The sequence below is a fragment of the Streptomyces sp. NPDC107538 genome, from assembly GCF_055657445.1.
In genome coordinates, this window is the sequence record NZ_JBVKAY010000003.1 from 703396 (window position 1) to 725360 (window position 21965).

At 68.8% G+C, this 21965-nt stretch carries 24 protein-coding genes; 10 read left to right on the top strand and 14 right to left on the bottom strand.

The window, feature by feature from the left end; genetic code table 11:
- Positions 1-556: 556 nt before the first annotated feature.
- Positions 557-1258, top strand: coding sequence for a restriction endonuclease (locus ACZ7MG_RS13655; protein WP_471390211.1), 702 nt, complete (start codon positions 557-559; stop codon positions 1256-1258).
- Positions 1259-1387: 129 nt separating this feature from the next.
- Here ACZ7MG_RS13655 and ACZ7MG_RS13660 read toward each other — a convergent pair whose 3' ends face one another.
- The 9 genes from ACZ7MG_RS13660 to ACZ7MG_RS13700 all read right to left on the bottom strand — a co-directional run bounded on the left by ACZ7MG_RS13660 (position 1388) and on the right by ACZ7MG_RS13700 (position 10618).
- Complete coding sequence (locus ACZ7MG_RS13660; RefSeq protein ID WP_471390214.1) at positions 1388-1879, bottom strand: hypothetical protein; 492 nt, start codon at positions 1877-1879, stop codon at positions 1388-1390.
- Positions 1880-1899: 20 nt separating this feature from the next.
- A complete protein-coding gene (locus tag ACZ7MG_RS13665; protein WP_471390217.1) occupies positions 1900-2292 on the bottom strand; it encodes a transposase in 393 nt (130 codons plus the stop codon).
- Between the two features lie 168 nt (positions 2293-2460).
- Positions 2461-3438: a thiopeptide-type bacteriocin biosynthesis protein gene (locus ACZ7MG_RS13670; RefSeq protein ID WP_471390219.1), complete on the bottom strand. Its 978-nt coding sequence runs from the start codon at positions 3436-3438 to the stop codon at positions 2461-2463.
- A 31-nt stretch (positions 3439-3469) separates the two neighbouring features.
- A complete protein-coding gene (locus ACZ7MG_RS13675) occupies positions 3470-4618 on the bottom strand; it encodes a lanthionine synthetase C family protein (RefSeq protein ID WP_471390222.1) in 1149 nt (382 codons plus the stop codon).
- Complete coding sequence (locus tag ACZ7MG_RS13680) at positions 4615-7665, bottom strand: lantibiotic dehydratase (RefSeq protein ID WP_471390224.1); 3051 nt, start codon at positions 7663-7665, stop codon at positions 4615-4617. Before ACZ7MG_RS13680 ends, ACZ7MG_RS13675 begins: the two co-directional genes overlap by 4 nt.
- Positions 7666-7737: 72 nt before the next feature.
- A complete protein-coding gene (locus ACZ7MG_RS13685) occupies positions 7738-7932 on the bottom strand; it encodes an FxLD family lanthipeptide (protein ID WP_471390227.1) in 195 nt (64 codons plus the stop codon).
- A 70-nt stretch (positions 7933-8002) separates the two neighbouring features.
- Positions 8003-9229: a methyltransferase, FxLD system gene (fxlM, locus tag ACZ7MG_RS13690; RefSeq protein WP_471390230.1), complete on the bottom strand. Its 1227-nt coding sequence runs from the start codon at positions 9227-9229 to the stop codon at positions 8003-8005.
- Between the two features lie 41 nt (positions 9230-9270).
- On the bottom strand, positions 9271-9441 hold the full coding sequence (locus tag ACZ7MG_RS13695) for a hypothetical protein (RefSeq protein ID WP_471390233.1): 171 nt from the start codon (positions 9439-9441) through the stop codon (positions 9271-9273).
- Positions 9442-10249: 808 nt separating this feature from the next.
- Positions 10250-10618 carry a hypothetical protein gene (locus ACZ7MG_RS13700; protein ID WP_471390236.1) on the bottom strand — a complete coding sequence of 123 codons (369 nt, stop codon included), beginning with the start codon at positions 10616-10618 and terminating at the stop codon, positions 10250-10252.
- Positions 10619-10816: 198 nt separating this feature from the next.
- Here ACZ7MG_RS13700 and ACZ7MG_RS13705 point away from each other — a divergent pair, with 198 nt between their 5' ends.
- The 7 genes from ACZ7MG_RS13705 to ACZ7MG_RS13735 all read left to right on the top strand — a co-directional run bounded on the left by ACZ7MG_RS13705 (position 10817) and on the right by ACZ7MG_RS13735 (position 14799).
- Positions 10817-11236 (top strand): hypothetical protein, encoded by a 420-nt coding sequence (locus ACZ7MG_RS13705; RefSeq protein WP_471390239.1) that lies wholly within the window; start codon positions 10817-10819, stop codon positions 11234-11236.
- A complete protein-coding gene (locus ACZ7MG_RS13710) occupies positions 11196-11720 on the top strand; it encodes a DUF6879 family protein (protein ID WP_471390241.1) in 525 nt (174 codons plus the stop codon). The genes ACZ7MG_RS13705 and ACZ7MG_RS13710 overlap by 41 nt, the downstream gene beginning before the upstream one ends.
- A 31-nt stretch (positions 11721-11751) precedes the next feature.
- Entirely contained in the window at positions 11752-12582 is an 831-nt protein-coding gene (locus tag ACZ7MG_RS13715) for a helix-turn-helix domain-containing protein (protein WP_471390244.1), read from the top strand.
- Positions 12583-12593: 11 nt separating this feature from the next.
- Positions 12594-12806 (top strand): DUF397 domain-containing protein, encoded by a 213-nt coding sequence (locus tag ACZ7MG_RS13720; protein WP_471390247.1) that lies wholly within the window; start codon positions 12594-12596, stop codon positions 12804-12806.
- Between the two features lie 261 nt (positions 12807-13067).
- The gene (locus ACZ7MG_RS13725) at positions 13068-13592 is read left to right on the top strand and encodes a hypothetical protein (protein ID WP_471390249.1); all 525 of its coding nucleotides are present in this window, start codon (positions 13068-13070) and stop codon (positions 13590-13592) included.
- A gap of 270 nt (positions 13593-13862) precedes the next feature.
- Positions 13863-14612 (top strand): SPDY domain-containing protein, encoded by a 750-nt coding sequence (locus ACZ7MG_RS13730; RefSeq protein WP_471390647.1) that lies wholly within the window; start codon positions 13863-13865, stop codon positions 14610-14612.
- 25 nt (positions 14613-14637) lie between these two features.
- Positions 14638-14799, top strand: coding sequence for a hypothetical protein (locus ACZ7MG_RS13735; RefSeq protein WP_471390251.1), 162 nt, complete (start codon positions 14638-14640; stop codon positions 14797-14799).
- A 68-nt stretch (positions 14800-14867) separates the two neighbouring features.
- On the opposite strand, the gene ACZ7MG_RS13740 is transcribed toward ACZ7MG_RS13735, so the two are convergent.
- The 5 genes from ACZ7MG_RS13740 to ACZ7MG_RS13760 form a co-directional block, all read right to left on the bottom strand.
- Complete coding sequence (locus ACZ7MG_RS13740; protein WP_471390254.1) at positions 14868-15260, bottom strand: hypothetical protein; 393 nt, start codon at positions 15258-15260, stop codon at positions 14868-14870.
- Positions 15261-15327: 67 nt separating this feature from the next.
- Positions 15328-17007, bottom strand: coding sequence for a relaxase/mobilization nuclease domain-containing protein (locus ACZ7MG_RS13745; protein ID WP_471390257.1), 1680 nt, complete (start codon positions 17005-17007; stop codon positions 15328-15330).
- 4 nt (positions 17008-17011) lie between these two features.
- Complete coding sequence (locus ACZ7MG_RS13750) at positions 17012-17413, bottom strand: plasmid mobilization protein (protein ID WP_471390259.1); 402 nt, start codon at positions 17411-17413, stop codon at positions 17012-17014.
- Between the two features lie 320 nt (positions 17414-17733).
- Complete coding sequence (locus ACZ7MG_RS13755; RefSeq protein WP_471390262.1) at positions 17734-18723, bottom strand: DUF2637 domain-containing protein; 990 nt, start codon at positions 18721-18723, stop codon at positions 17734-17736.
- 382 nt (positions 18724-19105) lie between these two features.
- The gene (locus ACZ7MG_RS13760; RefSeq protein ID WP_471390265.1) at positions 19106-20635 is read right to left on the bottom strand and encodes a DnaB-like helicase N-terminal domain-containing protein; all 1530 of its coding nucleotides are present in this window, start codon (positions 20633-20635) and stop codon (positions 19106-19108) included.
- A gap of 287 nt (positions 20636-20922) precedes the next feature.
- Between ACZ7MG_RS13760 and ACZ7MG_RS13765 the strand changes: the two genes are divergently transcribed.
- Positions 20923-21438: a helix-turn-helix domain-containing protein gene (locus ACZ7MG_RS13765; RefSeq protein WP_471390268.1), complete on the top strand. Its 516-nt coding sequence runs from the start codon at positions 20923-20925 to the stop codon at positions 21436-21438.
- 126 nt (positions 21439-21564) lie between these two features.
- Positions 21565-21942, top strand: a complete 378-nt coding sequence (locus ACZ7MG_RS13770) for a helix-turn-helix domain-containing protein (RefSeq protein WP_471390270.1) — start codon at positions 21565-21567, stop codon at positions 21940-21942.
- Positions 21943-21965 lie beyond the last annotated feature (23 nt).

Consider the following 21965-nt stretch of genomic DNA (forward strand, 5'->3'; position numbering starts at 1 on the left):
GACGGGGGAGATGGGGACTGCCTACGCTCGGATCAGGTGACGTTCTCTTCTTCGTCCAGGTGCCGCATTGCGTATGCCCGTTCCTCCGGATGCCGCGCCAGCCGCGCTAGTACCCAGGCCGTACGAGCGTCCATGCCCGGCCCGAACTCGGTTGCCAGTCGGCGGGCCTGCCACGTCGTGCGAGGTGCGAGCAGCCAGCGCCAGAGCTGTAGCCGTACGTGGCCGGTCCGAGTGGCCGTCCTTCCTGTTGCTCTGGGTGCGTTCTGCTGAGACGGGCCGGTGGTGCCGGGTGAGTTCGTTGTCTCGTCAGCCACCTTGCGAGTGTTGCTCCGTGACCCGTTTCTTCGGATTCGATCAGCTCTGTGATCACCGGAAAGGGCTAAGGAGGCCGCTGGCATTGACGCCTGGGGTACCTGGTCGCTTGCCGTCACCAGGCCCACGTCCTCCTCCTCCGCCTCCTGGGAAGCTGATTCGGCCATGGCCGGCTCGCGCCCTTCCCGTGCTGCCTCAGGCTGCTCAGACTGCCGTAAGGACTTATGGGGGAGGGGCTTCGAACGTGGCTGGGCGTGGGCGGGGTGCGGCTGCGCGCAGGCGGCGGGCCGCGCGGCTGAAGGCTGGGGCGGTCGGCGGCAGCCTCGTGCTGGTTCTGCTGGTGGTGTTCTGGTTGGAGGTGTGGCCGTACATCACGGGGGCTTTGCTCGTTGGCGGTGTCGTATCCGTGGGATGGTGGCTGTGGCGTACGGACCGGCTCGTGCGCGGCCGGGACCGTCTGTGGCGGCGGGAAGAGGCGGTGAAGGCCGGGCACCGGACGCTCGCTGAGGTGGACGCGATGACCGGCACCGAGTTCGAGGACCTGGTCGCGAGTCTGTGCCGACGGGACGGTTGCACGGAGGTCCGGCGGGTGGGCGGTGCGAACGACAACGGTGCCGATGTCGTCGGCCGGCTCCCGGACGGCCGGAGCGTGGTGATCCAGTGCAAGCGCTATGCGCCCAGCAGCACGATCGCGAGTCGCGAGCTGCGCGATCTGTTGGGCTCCAAGGTGCACTTCGGGGCCGACTTGGCGGTGTTCGTCACGACCACGCGGTTCAGTCGTCCCTCTGAGAAGTTCGCGCTTCAGCACGGGATCCTCGCCGTACACCGAGATCACCTTGGGCTATGGAACAACGGGGCTTCCCTCCTGTCGCTGAGCGAGGTGAACGGTCTGGGACAGGGGGACTCCCGTCACCGAGCGCGCTGGAAGCAGGCGTACGGTAAGTGACCGGCCTCGCAGGAGAGCGAGGCCGGATTCAATCTTCGGTCGCTTCGACGTGGTCTCAGGCATTGATGCGCGAGGAACGTTTGTAGCCCGTCTCAAGGCGTGGCGATTTTGATCTTCGGCGGTGGCGCGTCAAACGCGGGCGGGTACGCCGGCCAGGCCGTCGTCGTCCTCACCGTCTTCGCCGTTTTTCTTACGGTCGCGTGCCACGTCAAGGTTGTCGAGGCTCATGCGAAGGAAGTCCGCGAGGGCGCCGGCGGTCTCCGCACCGGCCGAGGCGCCTGGGAGACCCTCGATCCGCAGTCCAGAGGTGGTGTGGGCCACCGAGTAACCCAGTTCCTGGAGGACGCCCGTGAGTGCGTGATGTACGTAGGCGCGCGTACTGCGGTGGAGGAGGCCGGCGCGTCCGTCGGCCAGCCCCTCAGTCTGTTCCCGTGCTGCGGCTGAGCGTGCGCTAGTGGAGACGAACCACTCCAGTGTCGCGGCCCTGGTTCCCGCTGACGCGATCAGCACGCCGACAGCCCGAGAGCGATCCTCCGTTTCCGCGACGGGGAGCCCCATGCCTTTGCACAGGATTTCCAGTTCGGTTGCGATGTGGTTGCCGTCATGGCGGTGGGTGCCCATTCGAGGGTGCCTGTCCGAAGTCACTGAGCGACGGCGCCGCCGAGTGGCCCTTGCCTCACATAGAACTCCAAGGTGATCTGCATCCCGTGCACCGTTTCCATCAGCCGTGCGATCTGCGCTTCGGCGCTCTCCAGTTTTCCTCGGTACGACTCCGCAAGCCCTTCGGCCGCTACCCGCTTCTCTCTTTCCTTGGCGGCGCGACGGCGCAGAGCTGAAGGGGCGTGGGAACGGTCTCCCCCTACGGGAGATCCGGGAATGCCGAGCTCTCGCTTGCGTCGCTGCACCCAGCTGTCCACGGTCTTACGTGAGACCTCGTATTCATTGCTCACGTCGGCCGCGGTCTTCTTCTGAGCGATCACGAGATCCGCCAGTTCGGCACGCTTCTCCACCGGAAACCTGGACTGAAACGTCACTTGTACCTCTTCTCTGCCGATCAAGAAATGCCTCACGCGAGGTAACTGCGCCAGAACCAGAGGGGTGTGCAAGCGGGCAGAATCCCATCCGACTGTGCGACAAGCAGCGCGGGAGATGACGCATCGTCAATAGCGCGAGATGCTGATGGGCAGCCGCTGGTCGGGCGGCTAGACATCGAGAATGGTCTGCCGCGCCGCTCGGGCCCAGATGGCCTGCTGGCGTGTGGTGAAGCCCATGCGGTTCCAGTGGAAGAGAACGTGCCTGGCCAGGACGCCGCGTGTGCCGAGACGGAGTTGCCCTGCTCGCCCGGCTTGGCCGAGCAACCGGCCACCGCGCTCCATTCCCGTGGCCCAATCGGCGACAGGTGCAAGCGGGCCACTGGCCGCGAGTGCGGGAGCGGCATCGGCCGTCAAGAGTTTGTGCAGTGCGGGGACCATGGCGGTCACGCGGTCGACCTGCACATCGTCGGGCAGGGGACGCGCTGCCTCAACGCGTGCCCAGACGTCACCCTGCTCGCTCCATTCCTGTTTCGCGGCCCGCAGGAAGAGGCAGATGAGGAGGAGCGATGTGGCCTTCGCATCGAGGAGACGCTTCCCGTCCTTGCTCACATAGTGCAGGTAGTGGAGGGCGCCGAGGCTGTCGGTGTGAAAGAGGCTGTGGGCGATGTTCATGCCTTCTGGGCCGCCGAACGCTGTGGTTTCCGGTTCGTACGGTGAGGTCCACCAGCGCTCAACTCCACTTTCCGAGGCTGCTAGGTCGAGGAGTTGGCTGATCTCCCGTGACAACCTGTCCGTGTTTGATCGCGGCCCTGGGATGGCGCGGAGGCGCCAGCAGGGGTATTTACGGACGAACCACCAGCCACCGATTGTCCCGCTCTGCGCAGCCTGCCGCAGTGGCGGCAGGAGGTGCGTGAGAAAGATGTGTCCGGCGTTCGAGTAGTCGGCGAACTCAATGTTCGCCTGGAGCCAGCCGGACGAGGCGCCTCGGATTTCGAGAGCTGCGCGACCTGCTTCGCGGTATCGCTCGGTGGCCGCGACGAGATGCGCCGACGAAGTCTGCGCCCGGTCCGCGGCCTCCGCGATCGGGGTACCGGTGAGGACGGCCAGGATGGCTTGCTCGGTCGTGTCGCTGTCGGGCAGGTTCATCCTGTCGCTCCAGACCCGTTGGGTGACACGGTCAGATGAGGAGGAGACAGGCGTCCCAGTCGCTGGTAGGGAGTGTGCCTTCTTGGATGTTCTGGAAGGCGAGGGTCGCGCCGACCGAGCCGTTGAGGAAGCCCGTCTCGGCTGGAGGTTCGGTGGTCAGGAAGCGTTCGGTGAGCTGTGGCAGGTGGTGGACGAAGGCTCGTGGTTCGTCGGCGTCCTGGGCGATGCGCTGTACGACGCGGAGTAGGCCGCCGAGGCCGTGGCACAGGCTGCGGCTGGTGAGTTGGTTGAGCTGGGTGGGGTCGGCCAGACAGTAGAGGAGTGCTCGTTCGGCCATGCGTTTGCGGTCGGGGTCGTTCAGGGCGAGGGCGGCGAGTTGTTGGGCGCGGGCCAGACCGGGGGTGCCGTAGCACCAGGAGGGGGCGGCCAGGTGTGAGGGCACGGTGGTGGTGTCGGTGATCCAGCGTGGCCAGCGGGTGCCGTGGTGGTCGCTTACACGTATTTGGTCCAGCCAGCGGCAGATCCGCAGCATTGCCTTCTCGTGGCCGGGCACGGTGATGCCGCGGAATTTGGCGAGGGCGAGGAGGGCGAGGGGACCGGTGATGCCGTGGGCGAGGCCGGCGTTGGCGTGGCCGTCGGGGGTGGGAGCAGTGAGGTTGACGGGGCTGTGGCTCACCCACCAGCCCAGGCGGGTTCGCCGGTCGGCGGTGTGGAGCGGCTCGGTCAGGCGCACCAGGTACTCCAGTACGCCCGTGAGTTCGTCGCCCTGTGGGTCGCGGCGTAGGAGGAGGGCGCCGAGGCCAGTCAGGCCACGCAGCAGGTCGTACTCGGCGAAGCTGGTTGGCTCGCCGCGGTCGATGCGGGCGTGTGCTGCTGCCAGTCGGCGTCGGGTGTAGGCGGCAACGATGCGGTCGAGGGTCTGCAGGGCGCCGGTGTACCGGTTGCTGCCGTCGGCGGTCCAGTGCAGCACGTACGCCATCGCGGGCGCGCCGAGGAACAGGCCGGTCTCGTTGCCGTCCAGGAGCGGGCCGATGTCGGCGAGTTGCTGATGGGCGGTCTGCCAGGATCCGGTGCCCTGGCGAGCGCGTTCGACGTGGAACAGGGCGATGCCGAGGGAGCCTCGGGCGAGGGACTGCCGGAGGCCGACGTCCGTGTCCAGGGCGGGAGAAGCGGTGGTCACCGCAGGGCTCCTTCTTTTCTTGCGGTCCAGGAAAGAGCGGCGGCGCGGGCCAGTCGGCGGCAGATGGCTTCGCTGTCGGGGGCGATGCCGGCGGCCCGGTTGTGGTGCATGTGCAGGAGGGACGGCAGAACCGCAGTGGGGGCGGCACCGTGCGCTTCGAGAGCCTGGCGGTAGGCAGTCAGGGCGGTGCGGCGCAGGGCCCACGTTGTGACGAGGTGCTCACCGTTGGGCAAGGCTCGCAGGGCCGCGTGGTCGGGGCCCGAGGCGGAGAGGTGGACGGCTGCGGAGAGTACGTCGCGGGTCGTGGCTTCGCCGTCGTTCTTCAGGAGGTTCCTCGTAAGCCATGCCCGTCCGTCCGCTGGGGAGCCGAGGAAGGCATCAGCGATGTCGACGAAGCTGGCGGCGGTGACGGCGGGCCGGAGGCTGTCGGGGATGGGGAGGGCCATCTGTGCCAGGGCGGCGGCGGAGTCTGCGGCGAAGACCTGTTCGGCGGCATCCAGCATGGGGCCGGTGCCGTAGCGTCCGATTTCCGGCTTGTCGGTGTCCCACTGCACGCGTTGGAGCAGGCCCTCGGCACGTAGTGCGTTCGCCCAGGCGGCGACGTGCTCCGCCGCTTCGCCGAAGGCGTTCGGGTTCGGGAGGCGGAGTCGCAGCCGGAGGTGGCTGTCGGGGTCGTTGTAGCGAGTGAACCACCACGTCGGTGCGTCGGCATCCCAGCTGTGGAGGAGGCGCGGGAGGTGCGCGGTCAGCAGTTCGGGTGCACGGTCGGCGTTGCCGTACAGCTTCAGGTGGGCCCACTCGCCGGCGCCGGGCAGGCGGCTGGAGTCGTGGTTGACGACGGTCGCCGTGCGGTTGATGGGCGCGGGGGAAGGCGGTTGGTCGGAAGCGAAGGACACGGTGAATTCGTGGGCGCGGCCGACCCAGCCGAACGCCGTCTCGTCGGGCGCTTCGTGCACGGTCACGGTTCCGTGGCGGTCCAGTTCCGCGCGCAGTAGTTGCCGGTGGGCGCTGATGTCGAGGTCGAGGCGGAGTCGTTGGTCGTTGCCGCCGACGTACACGGTGCGGGGTACGCCGTAGCGGATGCGCCAGTCGGTGAAGTGGAACATCCAGGCGCGACCGTCATCGCCGAGGTCGCGTGCGTTCAGCCGCCAGCAGGCGGCGGACAGGATGGTGCGGCCGACCCGGACTTCGGGCAGGAACGGCAGCCGGGCCGCCGCGCCCCAGGCGAAGGGGGTGAGGATGGCGGTGTGGGAGCGGTGCAGTTCGGTGACGAAGCGGACGAGGGGGTGGGTGGCGCTGCTGAGTTCCACGGCGTTCATGACCGAGGGCTCGATGAGCTGTCCGGTGGTGAGGGAGAGCAGGTAGAGGCGTCGGGAGTCGGCGACGACCCCGAGGTCGTCCAGGTCGAGCGTGACGTCCGGGTTGTGCTCGCCGACCGCGAGGACGTGGGGGACGACGGCTGGGGCGCGGCCGACGTTGCGGGTCGGGATGCGCAGGGGTGGGCTGGACACCTGCCCGCGTACGGCTCCGGCGGCCAGCGTTGGCAGGGCGGCGTACTCGGCGGTCATCCGGTCGCGGTCCGACTGGTCCAGCATCGTTAGGAAACGGCCCGTGGTGGTGCCGGCCGCGAGGGATAGACCGCCTGTGACCAGGTCGAACCGGCCGTGCTCTAGGTCCTCCAGTGAGGGGGAGAGCACGATGAAGCACAGTTCGACGTGCGCGGGCACCTGAGTGGGTTCCCCGAGTGACATGGCCTCGATGTCCTCCTCGGTGAGGACGACTTCGCGCCGATCGTTGAGGGCCGCCGACTGGGCGAGGGCGAGGAGGTGATCGTCTCGGCGGGTCGTGGCTAGCACTGGCCGCTTCAGTACGGTGCCGCGGTAGCCGACGGGGAAGCCGAGGCCGGTGTCCGGGTCGGTGAGGTCGCGCAGGGGGACGATCGCGCCCATGCTGTAGCGCTCCAGGAACCGTGCGCGATAGTCCTGCCACGCCGGAGAGCCGTTCGGGTACGGCGAGATGCGGGAGACGACCTCCAGGGCACGCTCCGCCTCGCACGTGACCGCTGTCGGCAGGACGATGTCGCAGTCGGGGCGCACGTTCACGATCAGGGTGCGTGCGGTGGTGCCTCCGGTGAGGGTGTTCATCTGCGCAGCCGCCTGGACGCGCAGGGCCTGCTGCTCACCCTGGACAGCGATGTCGTGCAGAACGAGGAGCTGGTGGATCTTTCGCAGCTCCTCGGCTGTCTCCGCCCCACCTGATGCGGCGGCGGCCCCAGTGGCGTCCAGCTGCGCGATGACGTGCCCGAGCGCGTCGTCGCACGTCATGGGGGCGTGGAGGTTCGTCAGCAGGACCCGATGGGCGACGAGGCTGGACACCATGTCCTCGATCACCGCAGGCGGCGTACCGGGGTAGTCGCCGTGGAGTTTGCCCACGAGGTCGCCGACCGCGATCGGCGTACCGGCCAAGGTCAGCACCGCTTCCACGGCTCGGGTTCGGCGCAGAGTGGTGTCGGTAGGGCCATGCGTGCCGGACTGGTGCGGCACTGCCACCCGAGTGCCTCGTACCGTGCAGGTCGGATCTGCCACCACGGGCAGGCGCCGCAGCACCTCCCGGTTGCCTTCCAGGGCGGTGATGGCGGCGTTCAACCACTCGGCATCGGCCCGGGCGAAAGCACGGTGCTCCTTCCCCCATGTCACCCGAGCGGTGCCGCCGGTGCTCACGGGGGCGGGGCCGGCGAACAGCCCGAACGGTGTGGCGCGGTGCTGCGTGCGCAGCAGGTAGCGGGCGAGCGAGGCCGCAGTGCGCCGGACGGAGCGCGGCCGTTGCCGCTCTCCGTTGAACACGTCGCGGATGGCGGCGGCGAGGAGCGGCGCGGCGAACTCGATGGCGGCAGCCCGGGTCTCGTCCTCCCAGACCTGGGCGATCCAGTCGCGTAGGCGCTCGACGTCGGCGGGGGCGTCGCCACCTAGGTCGGGCCAAGGAGGAAGCGTTGCCGCCAGCGGAAAGACTGATGCGCGGATCATGCTCGCGTCGATTGCGTGGTACATCGCTGTGCCTCCTTCTTCGTCACGGTGGTGCGCGGGGCCGGGCGCGTCAGATTTCGCCCGGCCCCTGGTGGGTCAGCCGCCGATGCAGGTGCTGTTGGTGCAGGCGGACTGGCAGGTGGAGGTGCAGTTGTCGCTGGTGTCGTTCAGCAGCGAGCCGATGACCGGGGCGGAGGCGAGGGTCTCGATGTTGAGGTCGAAGTCGGACCCGGTGTTGGTGCTGTAGTCGGTCGCGGCCTTCAGCATTGTGGTGGGGTTCTGCTGTGCCATCACGTACTCCTCACGGGAAAAGGTGGGTGGGATGTGCTGTGCTGGCCTGGCCGTGGCGCCGCCGACGGCGTCACGGCCAGGTGATCGTGACCCGGGTGTGGGGCCGGTCGATGAGCCGGCCTGCGGGAAGCCGGTCGTCCGGCGTGCCCGCCGGGTGGACCTCGATGTGCGCACGCTGGGCCCGGTGGTCGCTGTGCCAGACCTGGATCTCCTCCACCAGGCGGTCCGCGACCTTCTGTCCCTGCGGCCCGTGGCCGATCGCCCCGAGTTCGTACCGGTCGGGGTCGTCGGTGGGGCGCGCGGTGCGGTAGGCGAAGCCGTCTCCGTCCACCAGCGTGGGCACCCCGATCGGCGACGCGGAGGCAACCAGACCACGCTGTCGCGCGCCGATCTTCGCGGCCATCAGGGGCAGGTTGTCGAGGGCGGTCGTCAACCACAGGTCTAGGTGCTCGATGGACTCGTCGCCGGCCACGGTCACGCCCGACCACGCCTCGACACGGGGCATGCCCAGGGCCACACGCAGAGCCTCGGCGTCAGGCTCGGGATGGCCGTCCAGGCGGAGGGCGATCTCCTCCCCTTCCACGTCGTGGAGCAATACCAGGCGCACCCGGTTCTCCCCGACGCCCTGCATCGGCACGAACCCGCACAGCTCGAACCCGTCACTGACGAGCCGCTCCCTGTCGCGGACGAACGCCACCGTGCGGGTCATGCCACGCATCCGCAGCGGCACCACGAGCCGACCACCCTCCTTCAGCTGGTGGACCCAGGCGGGCGGGATGTCGGCGGCCTGCACGGTGACGACGATGCGGTCGTACGGCGCGTGGCCGGGCACGCCGTGCTCGCCGTCGGCTGTGATCACCCAGACGATCTGGTCGTAGCCGGTCGCCTTGAGGAACTCCTCCGCACGGCGGGTGACGTCGTGGTCGATGTCCATCGTGACGACGTGGCCCCGCTCGCCCACCATCTCGGCGAGGTAGGCCGCGTTCACTCCGCCGGAGCCGATCTCCAGGACGCTCATCCCCGGCTGGATGTCCGCCTGCTCGATCTGCATGGCCTGGATACGCGGGGCGGACACCGAGCTGATGTTCACGCCCGTCGCATCCGTCTTCGTGACCGGGGCGAATTCAGCCTCGTAGGTCTTGGCCATGTCCACTTCGGGGGTGGCCAGGTGCCGGGGTACCGAACGGAACGCGGCCACGACCCGGCCACTGCGCGCGGCCCCCAGTTCGATCAGCCGCTCCACCATGGCATCACGCAACTGCTGTTCGGATGCGGGAGCGTTGTCCGTCTCGGACATCGGGGCGGGAGTGTTATTCACAAGCATTCTCCTTCTCGGCGCTACGTCGTCTTCTTGAGCTGGGCCAGCTTGTCTGCGGTGTTGTCAGCCAGGTCAGCGGCGAGTGCGCGCACGTTAAGGGGAAGGCCCTCGTCCTTACTGGCATTGATTCCGGCGCCGTCGGCGCCGATCAGGTCGAACAATGTGTCGTCTTCTGCTTCCTCGGCTGCCAAGGCGGCTCCCTCTTCTTGCGGCGGTGCGGCCCGCTCCCGCTGTGACCTGTCCTTCTGAGGTCTGGGATACCTCCAGCTCGAACAGCGGGAGCGGGGTTGAAGGCCCGCCCAGGACGCGGCCGCTCTCCTACGCGACGTGGGCGGGCGGTCTGTTGAGCGGCGCTTTCGTGGGCCACTGGCCGAGAGGACTGGGCTGTCCGGGAGACGGGGCATTCCGCAGGCGGGCGGCGCGCTCGCTCATCGTCCAATGGAGCTGTTCGAGCCTGAAGACGCATCGCTGGCAAGCGCAGAGGGGAAACGCCGTGCCCGCCATCGCGATCTCGCCGACCTCGGCTACGGGGACGTTCGTCTGCTCGCACCTGAAGCAGCTGCCGGTCGCCCAGTCGAAACGGCTCCACAACTCTCCTGGCCTCACCCCCATGGCGGGCCTCCTCCCCGGAGATGGAGATGGGGCATCGGGTTACCGCCGACGAGGGGCAGAAAGGCGACGGGGCGCGCATGCCACACGAAGGAGCACGGCCCCGCTGCGAGCGGCAGCGTGAAATCCACACCCTGTTGAAGAGCTGAGACGGCGTCCCGCCAGCTCTGGGCACGTCGGTCCACGAGGAGGTCGATGGAGGCCGGCTCAGCGACCGAGGCGATCACGCGGACTTGAATGCGTGCCCATCGGACAGCCGAGGCGGCGGTCGGCTGCGCGGCACAGCTGATGCGCCGCCCGTCCGCGTGACGCCACTCGCACCAGAACCCGGACTCAGGCTCGCAGACGGCGCGTGTCGGCGGGGGAGAGACACGAAGGAGCACGGGGTGATCAGGGCGCATGGCCGCCTGCCTCCGGGCAGACCCACAGCAGCCGACGGGTAAGACTGGCGACGTCGCGCATGTAGAAGAAGGCGCTGAAGGCCGGCGTCTCCTTCGTAGGACGCGCTGACAGCTCCAGCAGCTTGTTCGCCCGGCTGACCAGACTCCTGATGTCGGGGTCCTCGTCCGCGTCCAGGTCCATGCCGAGAAGCTGGTTCAGCTGCTCGATGACGGCCGTGGTCCTGATGGCGATGCTCTCGCGGGTAGAGGTGCCCAGCTTCATCCTCAGGGCGGCGTCGGTGCTGTCCGCGATCAGCTCCGTGTCGATGGGCTGGTTGTCGACGGCTGGAGCCTTGCGTCTGTCCGTCACGGTGCTCACCACGCATCTCCCCTCGGTACCGCAACCTGCGGCGACTGCCTCGGTTGCTCGGGTTCGGAGACGAACGTAGAGCGGCCGTCACCCAAGTCCCAAGGAGATTGCGCGAGTTTGCAGCAAGGCGATTGACGGCCCACAACCGCCCATCGACCATCGTCATGTCGCGCAAACCCAAGCAAGGCAGCAGACAGGAGAACGGCCATGAAGCTACGGTTCCTTGGTAAGAACTCCACGGTCGGCGACTGCCCGACCCTGTACGCCACGGACCGGGACACCTACCTCGTCCAGGGCTGGAAGATCTTCGCGAACGACCTGCTGATGCAGCTTGAGATCCCAGAGGGGGAGACGGCGGTGGAGGTGCCCACAGAGCTGTTCGAGCACCTCACCAACGACGGCCTGGCGGCCGGGGAGATCAGGCGCGTCGAGGATCCGATCATGATCCTCACGCCGAACGGTACGTTCATCGTCCAGGGCCGCGAGGTGATCGACCCCGAAGCGCTGGCCCAGATGGAGATTCCGGACTACGAGACCGTGGTCGAGGTCCCCAAAGCCGCGATCACCGCCCTACTGGAGGAACCGCGTGGAGCTGATCTCCAGCGCCGAGCGCAACCGGCTCTTTGAGAGCTTCGCGCAGGACGCATTCCATCTGGAGCTGAGGGACGACTACTCCGTCCCCGACGAGGACAGCCCGTTCACGAGCTGGCTCAGCGGCGAGAGTGTCGACTACTCCTACATGGCCCCCTGGACGCGGCTCATCAGGCGCGTCACGGGTGAAGGGAAAACCGTCCGACGCGTCCGCGTAGTCACCGAGCCGCACACTCCCTACATCCAATGGGAGCACGCCACCACCGCCCTCAACGAGGGGGCCGGCGAGGAGATCCGCTGGCTGCCCCGGCACCGGCTGCCGGAGGGCATCACCTTCCCCGTGAGAGGCAACGACTGGTGGTTGTACGACGACCGCCTGCTCGCCGTGGGCCACTTCGACCCCGACGGCAGGGTGCTCGGGTCGGAACTGATCGAGGACCCGGACACCGTGGCCGAGTGCGTACGCCTACGGGACCTGCTGTGGTCCGCCGCCACCCCGCACCCCGAGTACAAGCCCTGACCGACCCGTGAGCACCCAAGTACAAGAAGCAATGCAAGCACTCGGTGCCCGGCTGCGCGGCTTCCGCAAGGACGCCGGATTCGCCAGCGGCCGGGCATTCGCGCGCGCCACCGCGTGGCAGGAGTCGAAGGTCTCCCGCATCGAGAACGGCAAGCAGCGCCCCAGCGAGGACGACATCCGCGTCTGGTGCGAGAAGACCGGCCAGGGCGACCAGCTCGGCGACCTGGTCGCGATCGTCCGCCATGTCGACGAGCTGTGGCTCGAATGGCGCCGGCAACTCCAGACCGGCGTTGAGAAACGACAGCGCCAAGCCATCCCGGTGTACGCCAAGACCAAGGTCTTCCGCATCTGGCACCCCACACTCATCTGGGGAACCCTCCAGACCGCGGACTACGCCGCCGAGGTCTTCCAACAGGGCGTCAGCTACTACGAGATACCCAACGACACCGAAGCGGCCGTGGCCAAGCGCCTCGAACGCCAGCAGTACCTGTACCAGGGCGAGCGCATCTTCAACGTCCTCCTCGGCGAACAGGCCCTCTACACCAACTTCGGCGGCCCAGAAGTGATGAAGGGCCAGCTCGACCGCCTCCTGGCGGTGATGCGCCTTCCCCGCCTCAGCCTGGGCATCGTCCCCAAGTCCGCCCCGATCCTCATCTGGCCGGGCAACGCGTTCTCGATGTTCGACAGCCGACTCGTCCTCGTCGAGACCTACTCGGCGGAGTTCTCCGTCTCCCAGCCCCGCGAAATCGAGCTGTACACGAAGGCGTTCGCCCTCCTGAAGCAGTCAGCGGTCTACGGCACCGCCGTCCGAGACCTCATCTCCACGGCGATCCAGCACTACGACCAGATGCCGAACGACTAGGAGAGCGCACCATGCAGCCGACGACCCCGAACTGGCGAACCAGCTCCTACACGGAAACGCAGAACTGCGTCGAAGTAGCGGACAACGACCCGACCACGGTGATGATCCGGGACACCAAGGCACGGGGCCGGGGAACTATCGAAGTCCAACCAACCACGTGGACGGCTTTCGTGGAGCACACCAGACGGGGACAGCACGGATGGTGTCCGCGTAGGCCCTCATGAACGGTGCCGGTCACCCCTTGGTTGTCAGGTCGGCGAGAGTTGCTCGACGCAAGTCGCCATCCGAGGAAGTCAGTTGTCCGTTGACACCCAACTCAGCCGTCGTGTCACCGTACTTAGGCGACTGACGTTCCGTGTCAGCCAACCCAGTCGCGGTAGTCACGGACGTGGAGTCCCCTCCGTCCACACATCGAGCACACTGCGGCCCCGTCCTCGGCTCGCGATATACGCTCGCGCACAACGCGCATCAGGGGGAAAAGCACCGTGGACGTCATCAGTACTTCGGACCTACTCGTCTGGCGTAACGAACATCGAGGGCGCCAGCTCAGGCAGCTTCTCGCGGATCGGGAAGCCTACGAGCAGCGGCGCAGTCAGGCAGCGCAAGCTATCCGCGAGCGGTGCATGACTCACGAGACCGACGCCGACCGCCTCCTGTTCCAAGACGGCGGAGAGAGCCAGCGCGTTCGAGGACTGGCACGCGCGGACTTCTCTACCGCCCTCGACCCGATCCCCAGTGAACGTCAAGCCCTCGAAGCGCGGGAGGCAAGCTTACGGGCCCATTGGAACGACCCCGTTGTCTGGACCCGGACCACCATCGGCGCTGCCCTCAAGATCTACCACTACAGCATGAGCTGCGGCCGCGTCTCCGGTGCCGGGCGGCATCCTGACTCGTTCCACACGCAGTTCGAGTCCGAAGCAGAGGCGCGTGGTCTGACTCCCTGCGGTGTGGACCACTGCCGCTGGGCCCGTGAAGAGCTAGATCGTCTGCTCCCGCGTGCGCGAACCTGACCACGGCGTTTGACATTCAATCCAGTCGTCGCAGATCAGAGAGGCGCCCCCGACTAACTTCGCTGTCCAAGGACATCAGTTCGCCCCAGGCAGACAGAAAAGACCCCGCAAGGACTGGTGCCTGGCGGCAGCAGCATGGCAACCTGCAACACCTCGCCAGCGGACCAGGGCAGATGGTCGACGTCCATGACCCCATACGCAGCCTCTCTGCTCATGACCGATAGCTGCTACCCATCTCCTTTCGACGATGACTGCTCCATCTCCGAGCCTATGGAGGCGCCCCTGCACCCGCACCACCCCAGCGATCCCTCCCATCCCGACTCGCCAGACCCGGTGTACTGGGTCACACCGCGCCACTTGGCCGGTGACGATGGCGCGCTGGCCGAGCGAATCGGCGACACCCTGGCCGACCTCGACTGGGACATGTGGCCAACCTCCCGCAGCACCCTGCTGTACGTGAGCCCCAACGGGCTCTGTGGCGCTGAGTGGGTTCTCGCTGCCTACCCGTTCGAGCTGGGTGGGCTGCCGGTTGCGTGGCAGTTGAGCGCCCGCTCACACGCCACGTCCGTGATGGCGGAGTGGAACGCTTACTTCACTGTCGGCACCCCGTACGAGGCGCTCGCCGATCTACTCGTGGAGATCGGCGCTTGTAAGACGCCTGACGTCCGCTTCGAGGGGCCCGAGACCGTCCTCGACGCGCTCTGTGCCTGCGGCTGGATGCGTGACGTGGATCGGCCTCGCACCACCGCAGTGGACCCCGGGTTCTGCTCCAGTGTGTCCCTGGAGATGCTGCCGCCCCTCATCGAGGACGCCGACCCGCGTCCTGACCTGTTGGGTTGGCAGGCGTGGGCGGAGCCCGTGCTTGGCGCTCCGTATCTGTGGTGTGCCAGCTTCAGCGCCAGCGTCCCCCACGGCCTGGTTGCCGCGTTTGCCTCCTCGCTCGCCTCGCCGGTTCCGGTGCCCCGCCGCACCGTTCCTGAGAGTGCCGAGGGCCGGCTCACCGTCGTCCGCCGCAGCTGACGGCTTCTCCCCGACCCACCAGGTCGTGGCTGGCGGTACCACCGTCATGGTCACGGCGCAGAATGTGCTCGTTGCCCGGCGGGGCGACGAGCGGTGGAGCCAGCTTCCGGCCTTCGCTGCCGAGGGGCGCAGCCGCATCGTCAAGCAGACGGCCGTCCGTACCGGGACGGTGATCGTCGCGGGGTGAATCGGCAGCCGCTTCAGTCCTGCCGTAACGGCGGCCCACTGGGTGGGCCGCCGTTGGTGTGCGTCAGGTCAGTTGTCTTCGTGCTCGGTGCGGTATTCGAGGCCGGTTCGTGCGGCGACGATCTTGGCCAGGCGCTCGTATTCGGCGTAGTCCTCGTCGGTCATGGTGGCGTAGATGTTGCTGCACAGGGAGCCGTCGGGGAGTTGGTCGACGTACTTCGTGAACAGGGCGACGAGGGCCTGCTGCATCTCGTGGGTTTCGCGCACCCACTCGCTCTCAAGCCGTCGCTGCGACTTCGCGGCGGTCATCTCTGCCGGGGTAGCGGTGCAGATCAGGTCGTGCTCGGCCGTGGTGAACGCGGTCCCGTTGCGGCGATGCAGGAGCGACGGGTCGTCGCCGCTGGTGCTGTCCACTTCGGTGAGGAGGACGACGATGTTGGTGCGGACAGAGGGCTGGGGCATGGGCGGTTCCTTGTGTGGTGTCGTTGTGATCGGTGTCGGTGATGGTGGCGGCCGGGAGTAGGGGTGTTCAGCGCCGTCGGGTCTGGGGTTCCTGCGGGCGCGGAGCGGTGGGGTGTACTGCGGCGTGGCCGGCGTTGGCTGCCTGGGCGCGTGGGCCGGGTGCGTGGCGTTCGCCGAGGCGGCGGATGCGCCAGGTCAGTGCTCGGGCGGGGCTGCGGGCGTCGTCCAGCGTGCGGCGCTGGTTGAGGGCCTGGTCGAGGAGCGCGGTCGGGTTGTGTCCGGCCGCTTCCGCCTCGGCGAGCACGGTGGCCAGGGCGTCCCAGGCCGGGTCGGCCAGGATGCGCTCGGCCTGCTCGGGGATCGCCTCTCGGAGGTGGTGGGCGTAGCGGCGTTTGGTCTGCGTGCTGGGTGCCCGCCTGGCGAGGCTGGCCAGGACCGGTCCGGTGACCTGCGCGTACGCGGCCTGTAGGTGGAGGAGGGTCTGCTCGGCTGCCGCCTGCTGTTGGGCGTGTTGGCGGGTGCGGTGCCAGTGCATCGCGTAGACGACCGCCGTGAGCGTGACGTCCAGCAGCATCGCCAGCCCGGCACCGTCGCCACGCGGTGCGGGGTCCTTCCAGATCGCTTGGACGCTGCGGCGCAGGACGCGGGCGCTGGTGTGGTCGGCGGTGATGCGGGAGCGGGTGGCGCGTTCGAAGGCGACGGCGGCTCGTTCGAGTTCGGCCCTCGCTGCGGCGGGGGCGGTGAGCGGGAGCAGGTCGAGTGCTCCGCCGAGCGCGGCGAGCTGGCCCTGGGCCACTTCTTCGGTGCTGCGGGCCAGGTGGTGGGGGATGCGTTCGGTGGCGGCGGTGGCCTGGTGCCAGGGGTTGCCCGGCCGGATGGCCACCGGTTCGGGGCTGGTGGTGGTGAGGCGTTGGCGCATCTTGGGCAGGGAGAGGTCGCCGGCGAGGGTGGACCCCGCGTAGAACACAGGCTCACCTTTGTCGTTGGTGTCGCCGGGGAGGGCGAAGGTGCAGCCGAGCGCGTCGCCGGACGGGCCGAGTTTGAGGCGCACGGTCACTCCGGTCGCCTCCAGCAGGGCGAAGAACTCGGCCTCGGTGGAGGCGGCGGCCATCGCGCGGCGGACGCGCAGGTGCAGGATCTCGCGGGAGGTGGCGTCCTGGCCCAGGCGCCTGGCCTTGAAGTGCTCCTTGCTGGTGGGGCGTTTGGCGGCGGTGCCGTCGCCCGGCTTCAACCGGCGGAGCCCGTAGTCGACTTCGATCTGGCGGGCTTCCCTCTGCACGGCGCGGATGTCGTGGTCCCGCCGGGGGCGGCGGCCGTCCTGGCGGACGAGGGTGGCGGCGATGTGGATGTGGTCGTCGGCGTGGCGTACGGCCACCCAGCGGCAGGCTTCCTCGTCGCCCTCGGGGGCGATGCCGGCGGCGGCCACGATCCGGCGGGCTATGTCCGCCCACTGGGCGTCGGTGAGGATCGGGTCCTCAGGCGCGGCACGGACGGGGCAGTGCCACACCGTGTACTTGGGTGCCTTGTCGCCCAGCATCTTCACGGGCTGGTCGAGCTGTGCGGCGAGCTGGGCCTCCACCTCCTTCGGGTCGCGGTGCGGGCTGCGGCCGGGGTCGGGGGCGAAGTCGTTCCAGGAGGCCACCAGGTGCGGGTCGATGTGCTCGTTGGCCCGGCCCTTGCCGAAGAGGTAGCCGATCGTGCGGCGCGTGGCCTGTGGCCCCTTGCCCAGGATGATCTTCGGGATCAACGGCTCACCGCCCGTCTGTGATGCGGGCGACGGCGATGTCCAACTCGGCGATGGACGCCTCGACGCGGTCCAGGAGCCGTTGGACGGTGTCGGGGTGGGGCAAGGCGCCGTCCATGTTGAGGTGCCGGGTGAGCTGGTTGAGGTTGCTGCCGATCTTGCCGAGCTGCCCGTTGGCGGCCATCAGCGCCTTCACCAGAGCGCGGTAGTCGGCGACGGCTGCGGTGGGATCGTCGGCGCGGGCGCCGGCGAGCGCGCATTCGGCCACGTAACCGCCGGGGTTCATGCGGCTGAGGGCAGCGGCGTACTTCACGAGGGCGATCTCGTCGTCGTTGTAGCGGGGATGGATGCGGCGCTTGCGCAGTTGCTTGTCACGCAGGCGGCGACGCGGCGCGGAGTGCTGCGGCACGTTCGACGACGAGTCGCTACCCCCTGTCCCGGTCGGCTCCCCCGGGCCGACCGACTCCGGCGCCCCTGCGCCGGATGCCTCCGCCTCCCCCGGGGCGGGGGCCCGGTAAGGACTCCTTACCGGACAACTTGCTGCGCTGTTCAGGCCGGTTGCCATCTCTTTCTGGGAAGTGGGGAGTTCATGGTGCAGGTCGTGCATGGATCGGTTCTCCGTGGGGTGTTGGTGCCGGGTGCTTCGCTGAGTGCGGCCCCCGTGCCCGCGCTTGTCTGCGCGGGCACGGGGTGCGCCGGAGGGGCGGGCGATCGGTGTGCTTGCGGGGGTCAGGCGGTGCCGACGGGGGCTGTGTCGAGGTCCCTTTGCCGCTGGGAGGCGGCTTCGTCGAGTCCGTCGAGAGGCTCGGCCTCGAAGCCGTCGTACGCGACGGGCTCGGCCTGGCTGTTGCGCTCGGCCTGCAGCTGGTCGCGCAGGGCGCGGGCGCGCTTCTGGCCGATCCGTAGTTCGCTGCGCAGACGCTCGGCACTCAGCCGGTCGTCGCTCCAGTCGGCGGTCAGGAGCCGGGCCTCGTCGAGGACTTCGGCATCGGTGCGGGTGTGCGTGCGGTCGGCGGTCGGCTTGGCCGTGGCGCGGACCCGACCGGTCGGGCGACGCGGGGCGGCTTCGGTCGACTCCACTGCGGCGGCCAACCGGGGCGGTCGGGTAGCGGGGGCCGACTCGTCGGCCTCGGTCGGCCTCGTCACGGGCGCATCGGCGACCTTCACGGGGGTCGACTCGGTCGGCTGCTCGTGGGCCGATTCGGCCTGGTCAGCCATCGACCGTGCAGCCTGCTCGTCAGCTACCTGACTAACCGACTCGGCGAAGCCCGTGTCGGCGGAGTCGGCCGACTCGGGGTTGTGGTGCAGCACCTTCGCCACGAGGTCCGACCCGAAGTAGATCGACCCGACCGGGAGCGAGGTCGCCAGCAGCACAAGGGCCCAGTTCGCAGGGTCCCAGTTGGCCAGTCGGCCCCACTGGACCGACTCGGTGTGCAGGGCCGGGATGAGGCCGTGCACGTAGTTCAGCAGGAGGCTGGCGATCGTGTAGGTCGCCAGGACCCGCAGTGCGAACTTGCGGTCGTTACCGGTCAGCACGAGCGTGGCGACCAGCGCGAGGGCCATTAGCCCGTCGATGACGATCGGGTAGAGCAGGGCGGCGGTGGAGTCGGCGCCGATGGCGCGGGCCACGTCGGACAGCGCGTTCCACGAGACCCGGCAGGCCATGAGGACGACGGCCACCAGGCCGACGACGAGGGTGATGCGTCCATTGCGGTTCACGCGACGACCTCCAGCGGGTGCGAGTGCTCGGCGGCCGGGGCGAGCGGGAGCAGGGTGATACCGGCGTGGATGCCGCGGCTGCCGCGTATGGCTGCCGGGGCGCGGGGCAGGGGAGTGCAAGGGCGTGGGTTCCGGGGTGGGGAGTGAGGCTTGCGGGGTGGGGAGTGAGCGGCGTTCACGGAGGGGGCGTTCACGCGGGCCCCCTTCTAAAGGGGGCCCCGCGCGTGATCGCCTGGGCGCGTGTACGGCGTGGACGCTCGCGTGATCGCTCTACCTGCGGTTTTGCGGCGAACGTGGACGCCGTGAGCGGTTCACGGCGGGGTGTTCGCGTGAGGGCCGCGTGTACGGTCGCGTGATCGCTCTCGTGCGGGCCGATCGGGGTTCAGCCGACGGCGGTGAGGTGGCGTGCGGAGGGGTAGTAGCGGGTCTGCTGTCCGCCTCCGGCTCCTCCGGCGATGCCGTCGGCCCTGGTGGCCAGGCCGCTATCGACCAGGCGGGCCAGGTGGCGCCGTGCCTTTTCCACGTCGGCGCGTTCGGGGTCGCCGCTGCCGATCAGGATGGCCGCCAGGTCGCGGGCGGTCAGCCCGCTGGGGGCGTTGCGCAGCAGGACGGCGGGGTCCTTGCTGGGGTCGACGGTGGTGGTGCCGCGCACGTGGTCGTGGGTGACGTCGAGCGGGCCGATCTCCCCGGTGGGGGTCTTGAGGTGGTGCAGGGTGACGGCGGGGTCGCCTGCCCGGCCGGTGACGAAGAGGACGCTGCCCGCGCCGGCGGTGATCCAGGTGGAGCCGTAGACCTGGTCCAGGGCGGGGCGCTGGCCGCGCGGGGCGTCGGCGGTGGCCTTGCGCTGGTGATGCAGCTCCAGGATCTCCACACCGCCTCGCAGGGCGCGCATGCGGGCGTTGTGGAAGGCGACCGCGAGGCTGTCGTCGACCATCGTGCTCACCGCGTCCTTGAGGCTGTCGATCACGATGGTGTCGGCCCGGTGGGCGGCGGCGAGGTCGGCGAGGAGGTCGGGCTCCTTGTCGAGGGTGGCGGGCAGCGGGCCCTCCCAGACCACGAGACGCTCGCGCAGGATCTTCTCGTCGGTGGGGAAGACGCGGCGGTCCATCGCCCGGGCGATCTGCCGGGGCCGGTCCATGGCCAGGTAGAGCACCCGCCTGCTGGGGGCGACCGGCATCTCCAGGACCGTCTCCGACAGACCGAGGCGGGCGAAGACCACCTGGTGGGCCAGGGTGGTCTTGCCGACACCCGGAGCGCCGACGATCATCAGGCTCTCGCCCGGCGCCCAGACGGTCTTCTCACGGGTGCCCCACAGAGGCTCGGCGTCTGCGCCGGTCTCCTTGACGAAGGACCACCCGTCCCTGGCGAAGCGGTTCAGGCGCCCCTGTCCCGAGGCGAGTGCCCGCTCGCGCTCGGCCCGCATCTCCGCTTCGACTTCGCTGCGTATCGCCTCGGGGTCGGCGCCCGGCTCCTGGGCGCGCTGGACGGTGCGTATCGCGGAGGCGAGCAGGCGGCGGAGGTTGGCCTTCTCGCGGATGATCTCCGCGTGGTACTCCGCGCTGCCGGTGCCGTAGTGCACGTCGGCGAGCTGGTGAAGGTAGGGACGGCCACCGACGCGCTCCAGGTCCCCCTGCTGCTGGAGCACCTCGGTGAGGACGATCGGGTCGGTCGGCTTGTCCTCGCGGTGCTGGGCGAGCAGCGCACGCCAGATGGTCTCGTGGGCCGGCCGGTAAAAGACGCCCTCGCCCAGAACCGGCCGGACCGCGTCGATGATGTCGGCGTTGTGCATGCAGGCGCCGAGGACCGCGCGCTCGGCGTCCACGTTGTACGGAGGCTCCGCCGCGTCCCGCGTTGGCTCGGGTTCCCTGAAGCGGGATGGCGTATTCGGTTGGGGATCGGCCATACTGGGCATCAGCTCCTCTGCTCGCGGGCCATATGGGACGGCAATCCCGGACTCCGCGGGTTGATCGCTAGGGATGGCGGTTGAGAGGTTTGCGCTTGAGCCCCCGGCAATGCCGGGGGCTTCATTCATGTGACGTGCGGTCGCACGGACTCCTCGGGTTGGTGGCGTGGTAGGGACCACCAGTATGCCACATGAATTGCAGATTGCATAAGTGTTCTGCATCTCGCAGGAGCCATGCTACTGTTATGAGGTCACTGCGATCGGCAGGAGACTGCTACGAACGGAAGGAGGTGGGCATGTCCGATGAAGGCCCCCAGCAGGGCGTGTTGCTCAGCGGCGAGGCGAACGTCGCGGTGCGCATCAAGCTGGAGCGCGAGGCGCGCGGCTGGAGCACCAACGCCCTGTCCGACCGCCTGAACGAGGCCGGCTTCGAGATGAACCCCTCCGCGGTCTGGCGCATCGAGAACGGCAAGCGCCGTATCAACCTCGACGAGGCCATCGGCTTCGCCGAGGTCTTCGGCCTCGCCCTGCGCAACCTCGTCGGCCCCCCGCAGCTCGCCGCCCAGGCCCGCGCCATGGAACTCATCGACGCCGTCGTGGACGCGTTCCGCGAGACCCAGCGGGCCAATGACGCCTACACCAAGGCGCGCGATGCCCTCGACGCGTATCTCGCCGAGCACCCGGATATCCGCGAGGAGGCAGACGTGATGGTCTCCAACGCCATGGCCGAGGCGTCCACCAAGCATCTGCTGGAGACGTACGGACCGCAGCCCGGCGAGCATCGCGATGCCGATCCCGCAGACGAGGTGTAGCCGCCGGCTCTTACTCCCGTCCTGGACCCGCAAACCCCCAGTTCGGGCATCTCGCCCTCATCCCTAGCGATCGACCGGCAGGCCGGTGTTGCCGCACCACACGTCTGCCAGAAGAGGACTCACCCCTTGCGTCAACCCGCAATACCCCCCGCCTCCGCAGCGACTCCGCACCCCGAGGCAGCCTTCCCGCGCCTCTACCTCCCCGAGGAAGTTGCCGCCGTCCTCGGCTGCTCCGCCTGGTGGGTGAAGGATCGTGCCCGCCGACGGCTCATCCCGTTCACCCGCGTCGGCCGCGCCTACCGCTTCTCGGATGATCATCTCGCCGAGATCATCCGCATGCACGAAGAGCGCCCGGTTCGGAATCCGCAGCGCCCCAGCGGCGTGACTGCGTCTGCTCCGCAGCCTCCGGTTCGTCGGCAGAGCGAGGGGCCTGCTCCCGCACGCAGCCTCAAGGCCCGGCCACCGCGCCGCATGCTCAGGTCCCAGTACGGCACCGCCGCTTAACGCACCCCACACGACAGAAGGGA

Excerpts from the sequence above, each read along its gene's own strand:
- ACZ7MG_RS13740 (WP_471390254.1), bottom strand. The coding sequence starts at position 15,260 with ATGCCCCAGCCCTCTGTCCGCACCAACATCGTCGTCCTCCTCACCGAA.
- ACZ7MG_RS13670 (WP_471390219.1), bottom strand. The coding sequence starts at position 3,438 with ATGAACCTGCCCGACAGCGACACGACCGAGCAAGCCATCCTGGCCGTC.
- ACZ7MG_RS13685 (WP_471390227.1), bottom strand. The coding sequence starts at position 7,932 with ATGGCACAGCAGAACCCCACCACAATGCTGAAGGCCGCGACCGACTAC.
- ACZ7MG_RS13715 (WP_471390244.1), top strand. The coding sequence starts at position 11,752 with ATGCAAGCACTCGGTGCCCGGCTGCGCGGCTTCCGCAAGGACGCCGGA.
- ACZ7MG_RS13730 (WP_471390647.1), top strand. The coding sequence starts at position 13,863 with ATGGAGGCGCCCCTGCACCCGCACCACCCCAGCGATCCCTCCCATCCC.
- ACZ7MG_RS13705 (WP_471390239.1), top strand. The coding sequence starts at position 10,817 with ATGAAGCTACGGTTCCTTGGTAAGAACTCCACGGTCGGCGACTGCCCG.
- fxlM (WP_471390230.1), bottom strand. The coding sequence starts at position 9,229 with ATGTCCGAGACGGACAACGCTCCCGCATCCGAACAGCAGTTGCGTGAT.
- ACZ7MG_RS13765 (WP_471390268.1), top strand. The coding sequence starts at position 20,923 with ATGTCCGATGAAGGCCCCCAGCAGGGCGTGTTGCTCAGCGGCGAGGCG.
- ACZ7MG_RS13680 (WP_471390224.1), bottom strand. The coding sequence starts at position 7,665 with ATGTACCACGCAATCGACGCGAGCATGATCCGCGCATCAGTCTTTCCG.
- ACZ7MG_RS13760 (WP_471390265.1), bottom strand. The coding sequence starts at position 20,635 with ATGCCCAGTATGGCCGATCCCCAACCGAATACGCCATCCCGCTTCAGG.
- ACZ7MG_RS13660 (WP_471390214.1), bottom strand. The coding sequence starts at position 1,879 with ATGGGCACCCACCGCCATGACGGCAACCACATCGCAACCGAACTGGAA.
- ACZ7MG_RS13720 (WP_471390247.1), top strand. The coding sequence starts at position 12,594 with ATGCAGCCGACGACCCCGAACTGGCGAACCAGCTCCTACACGGAAACG.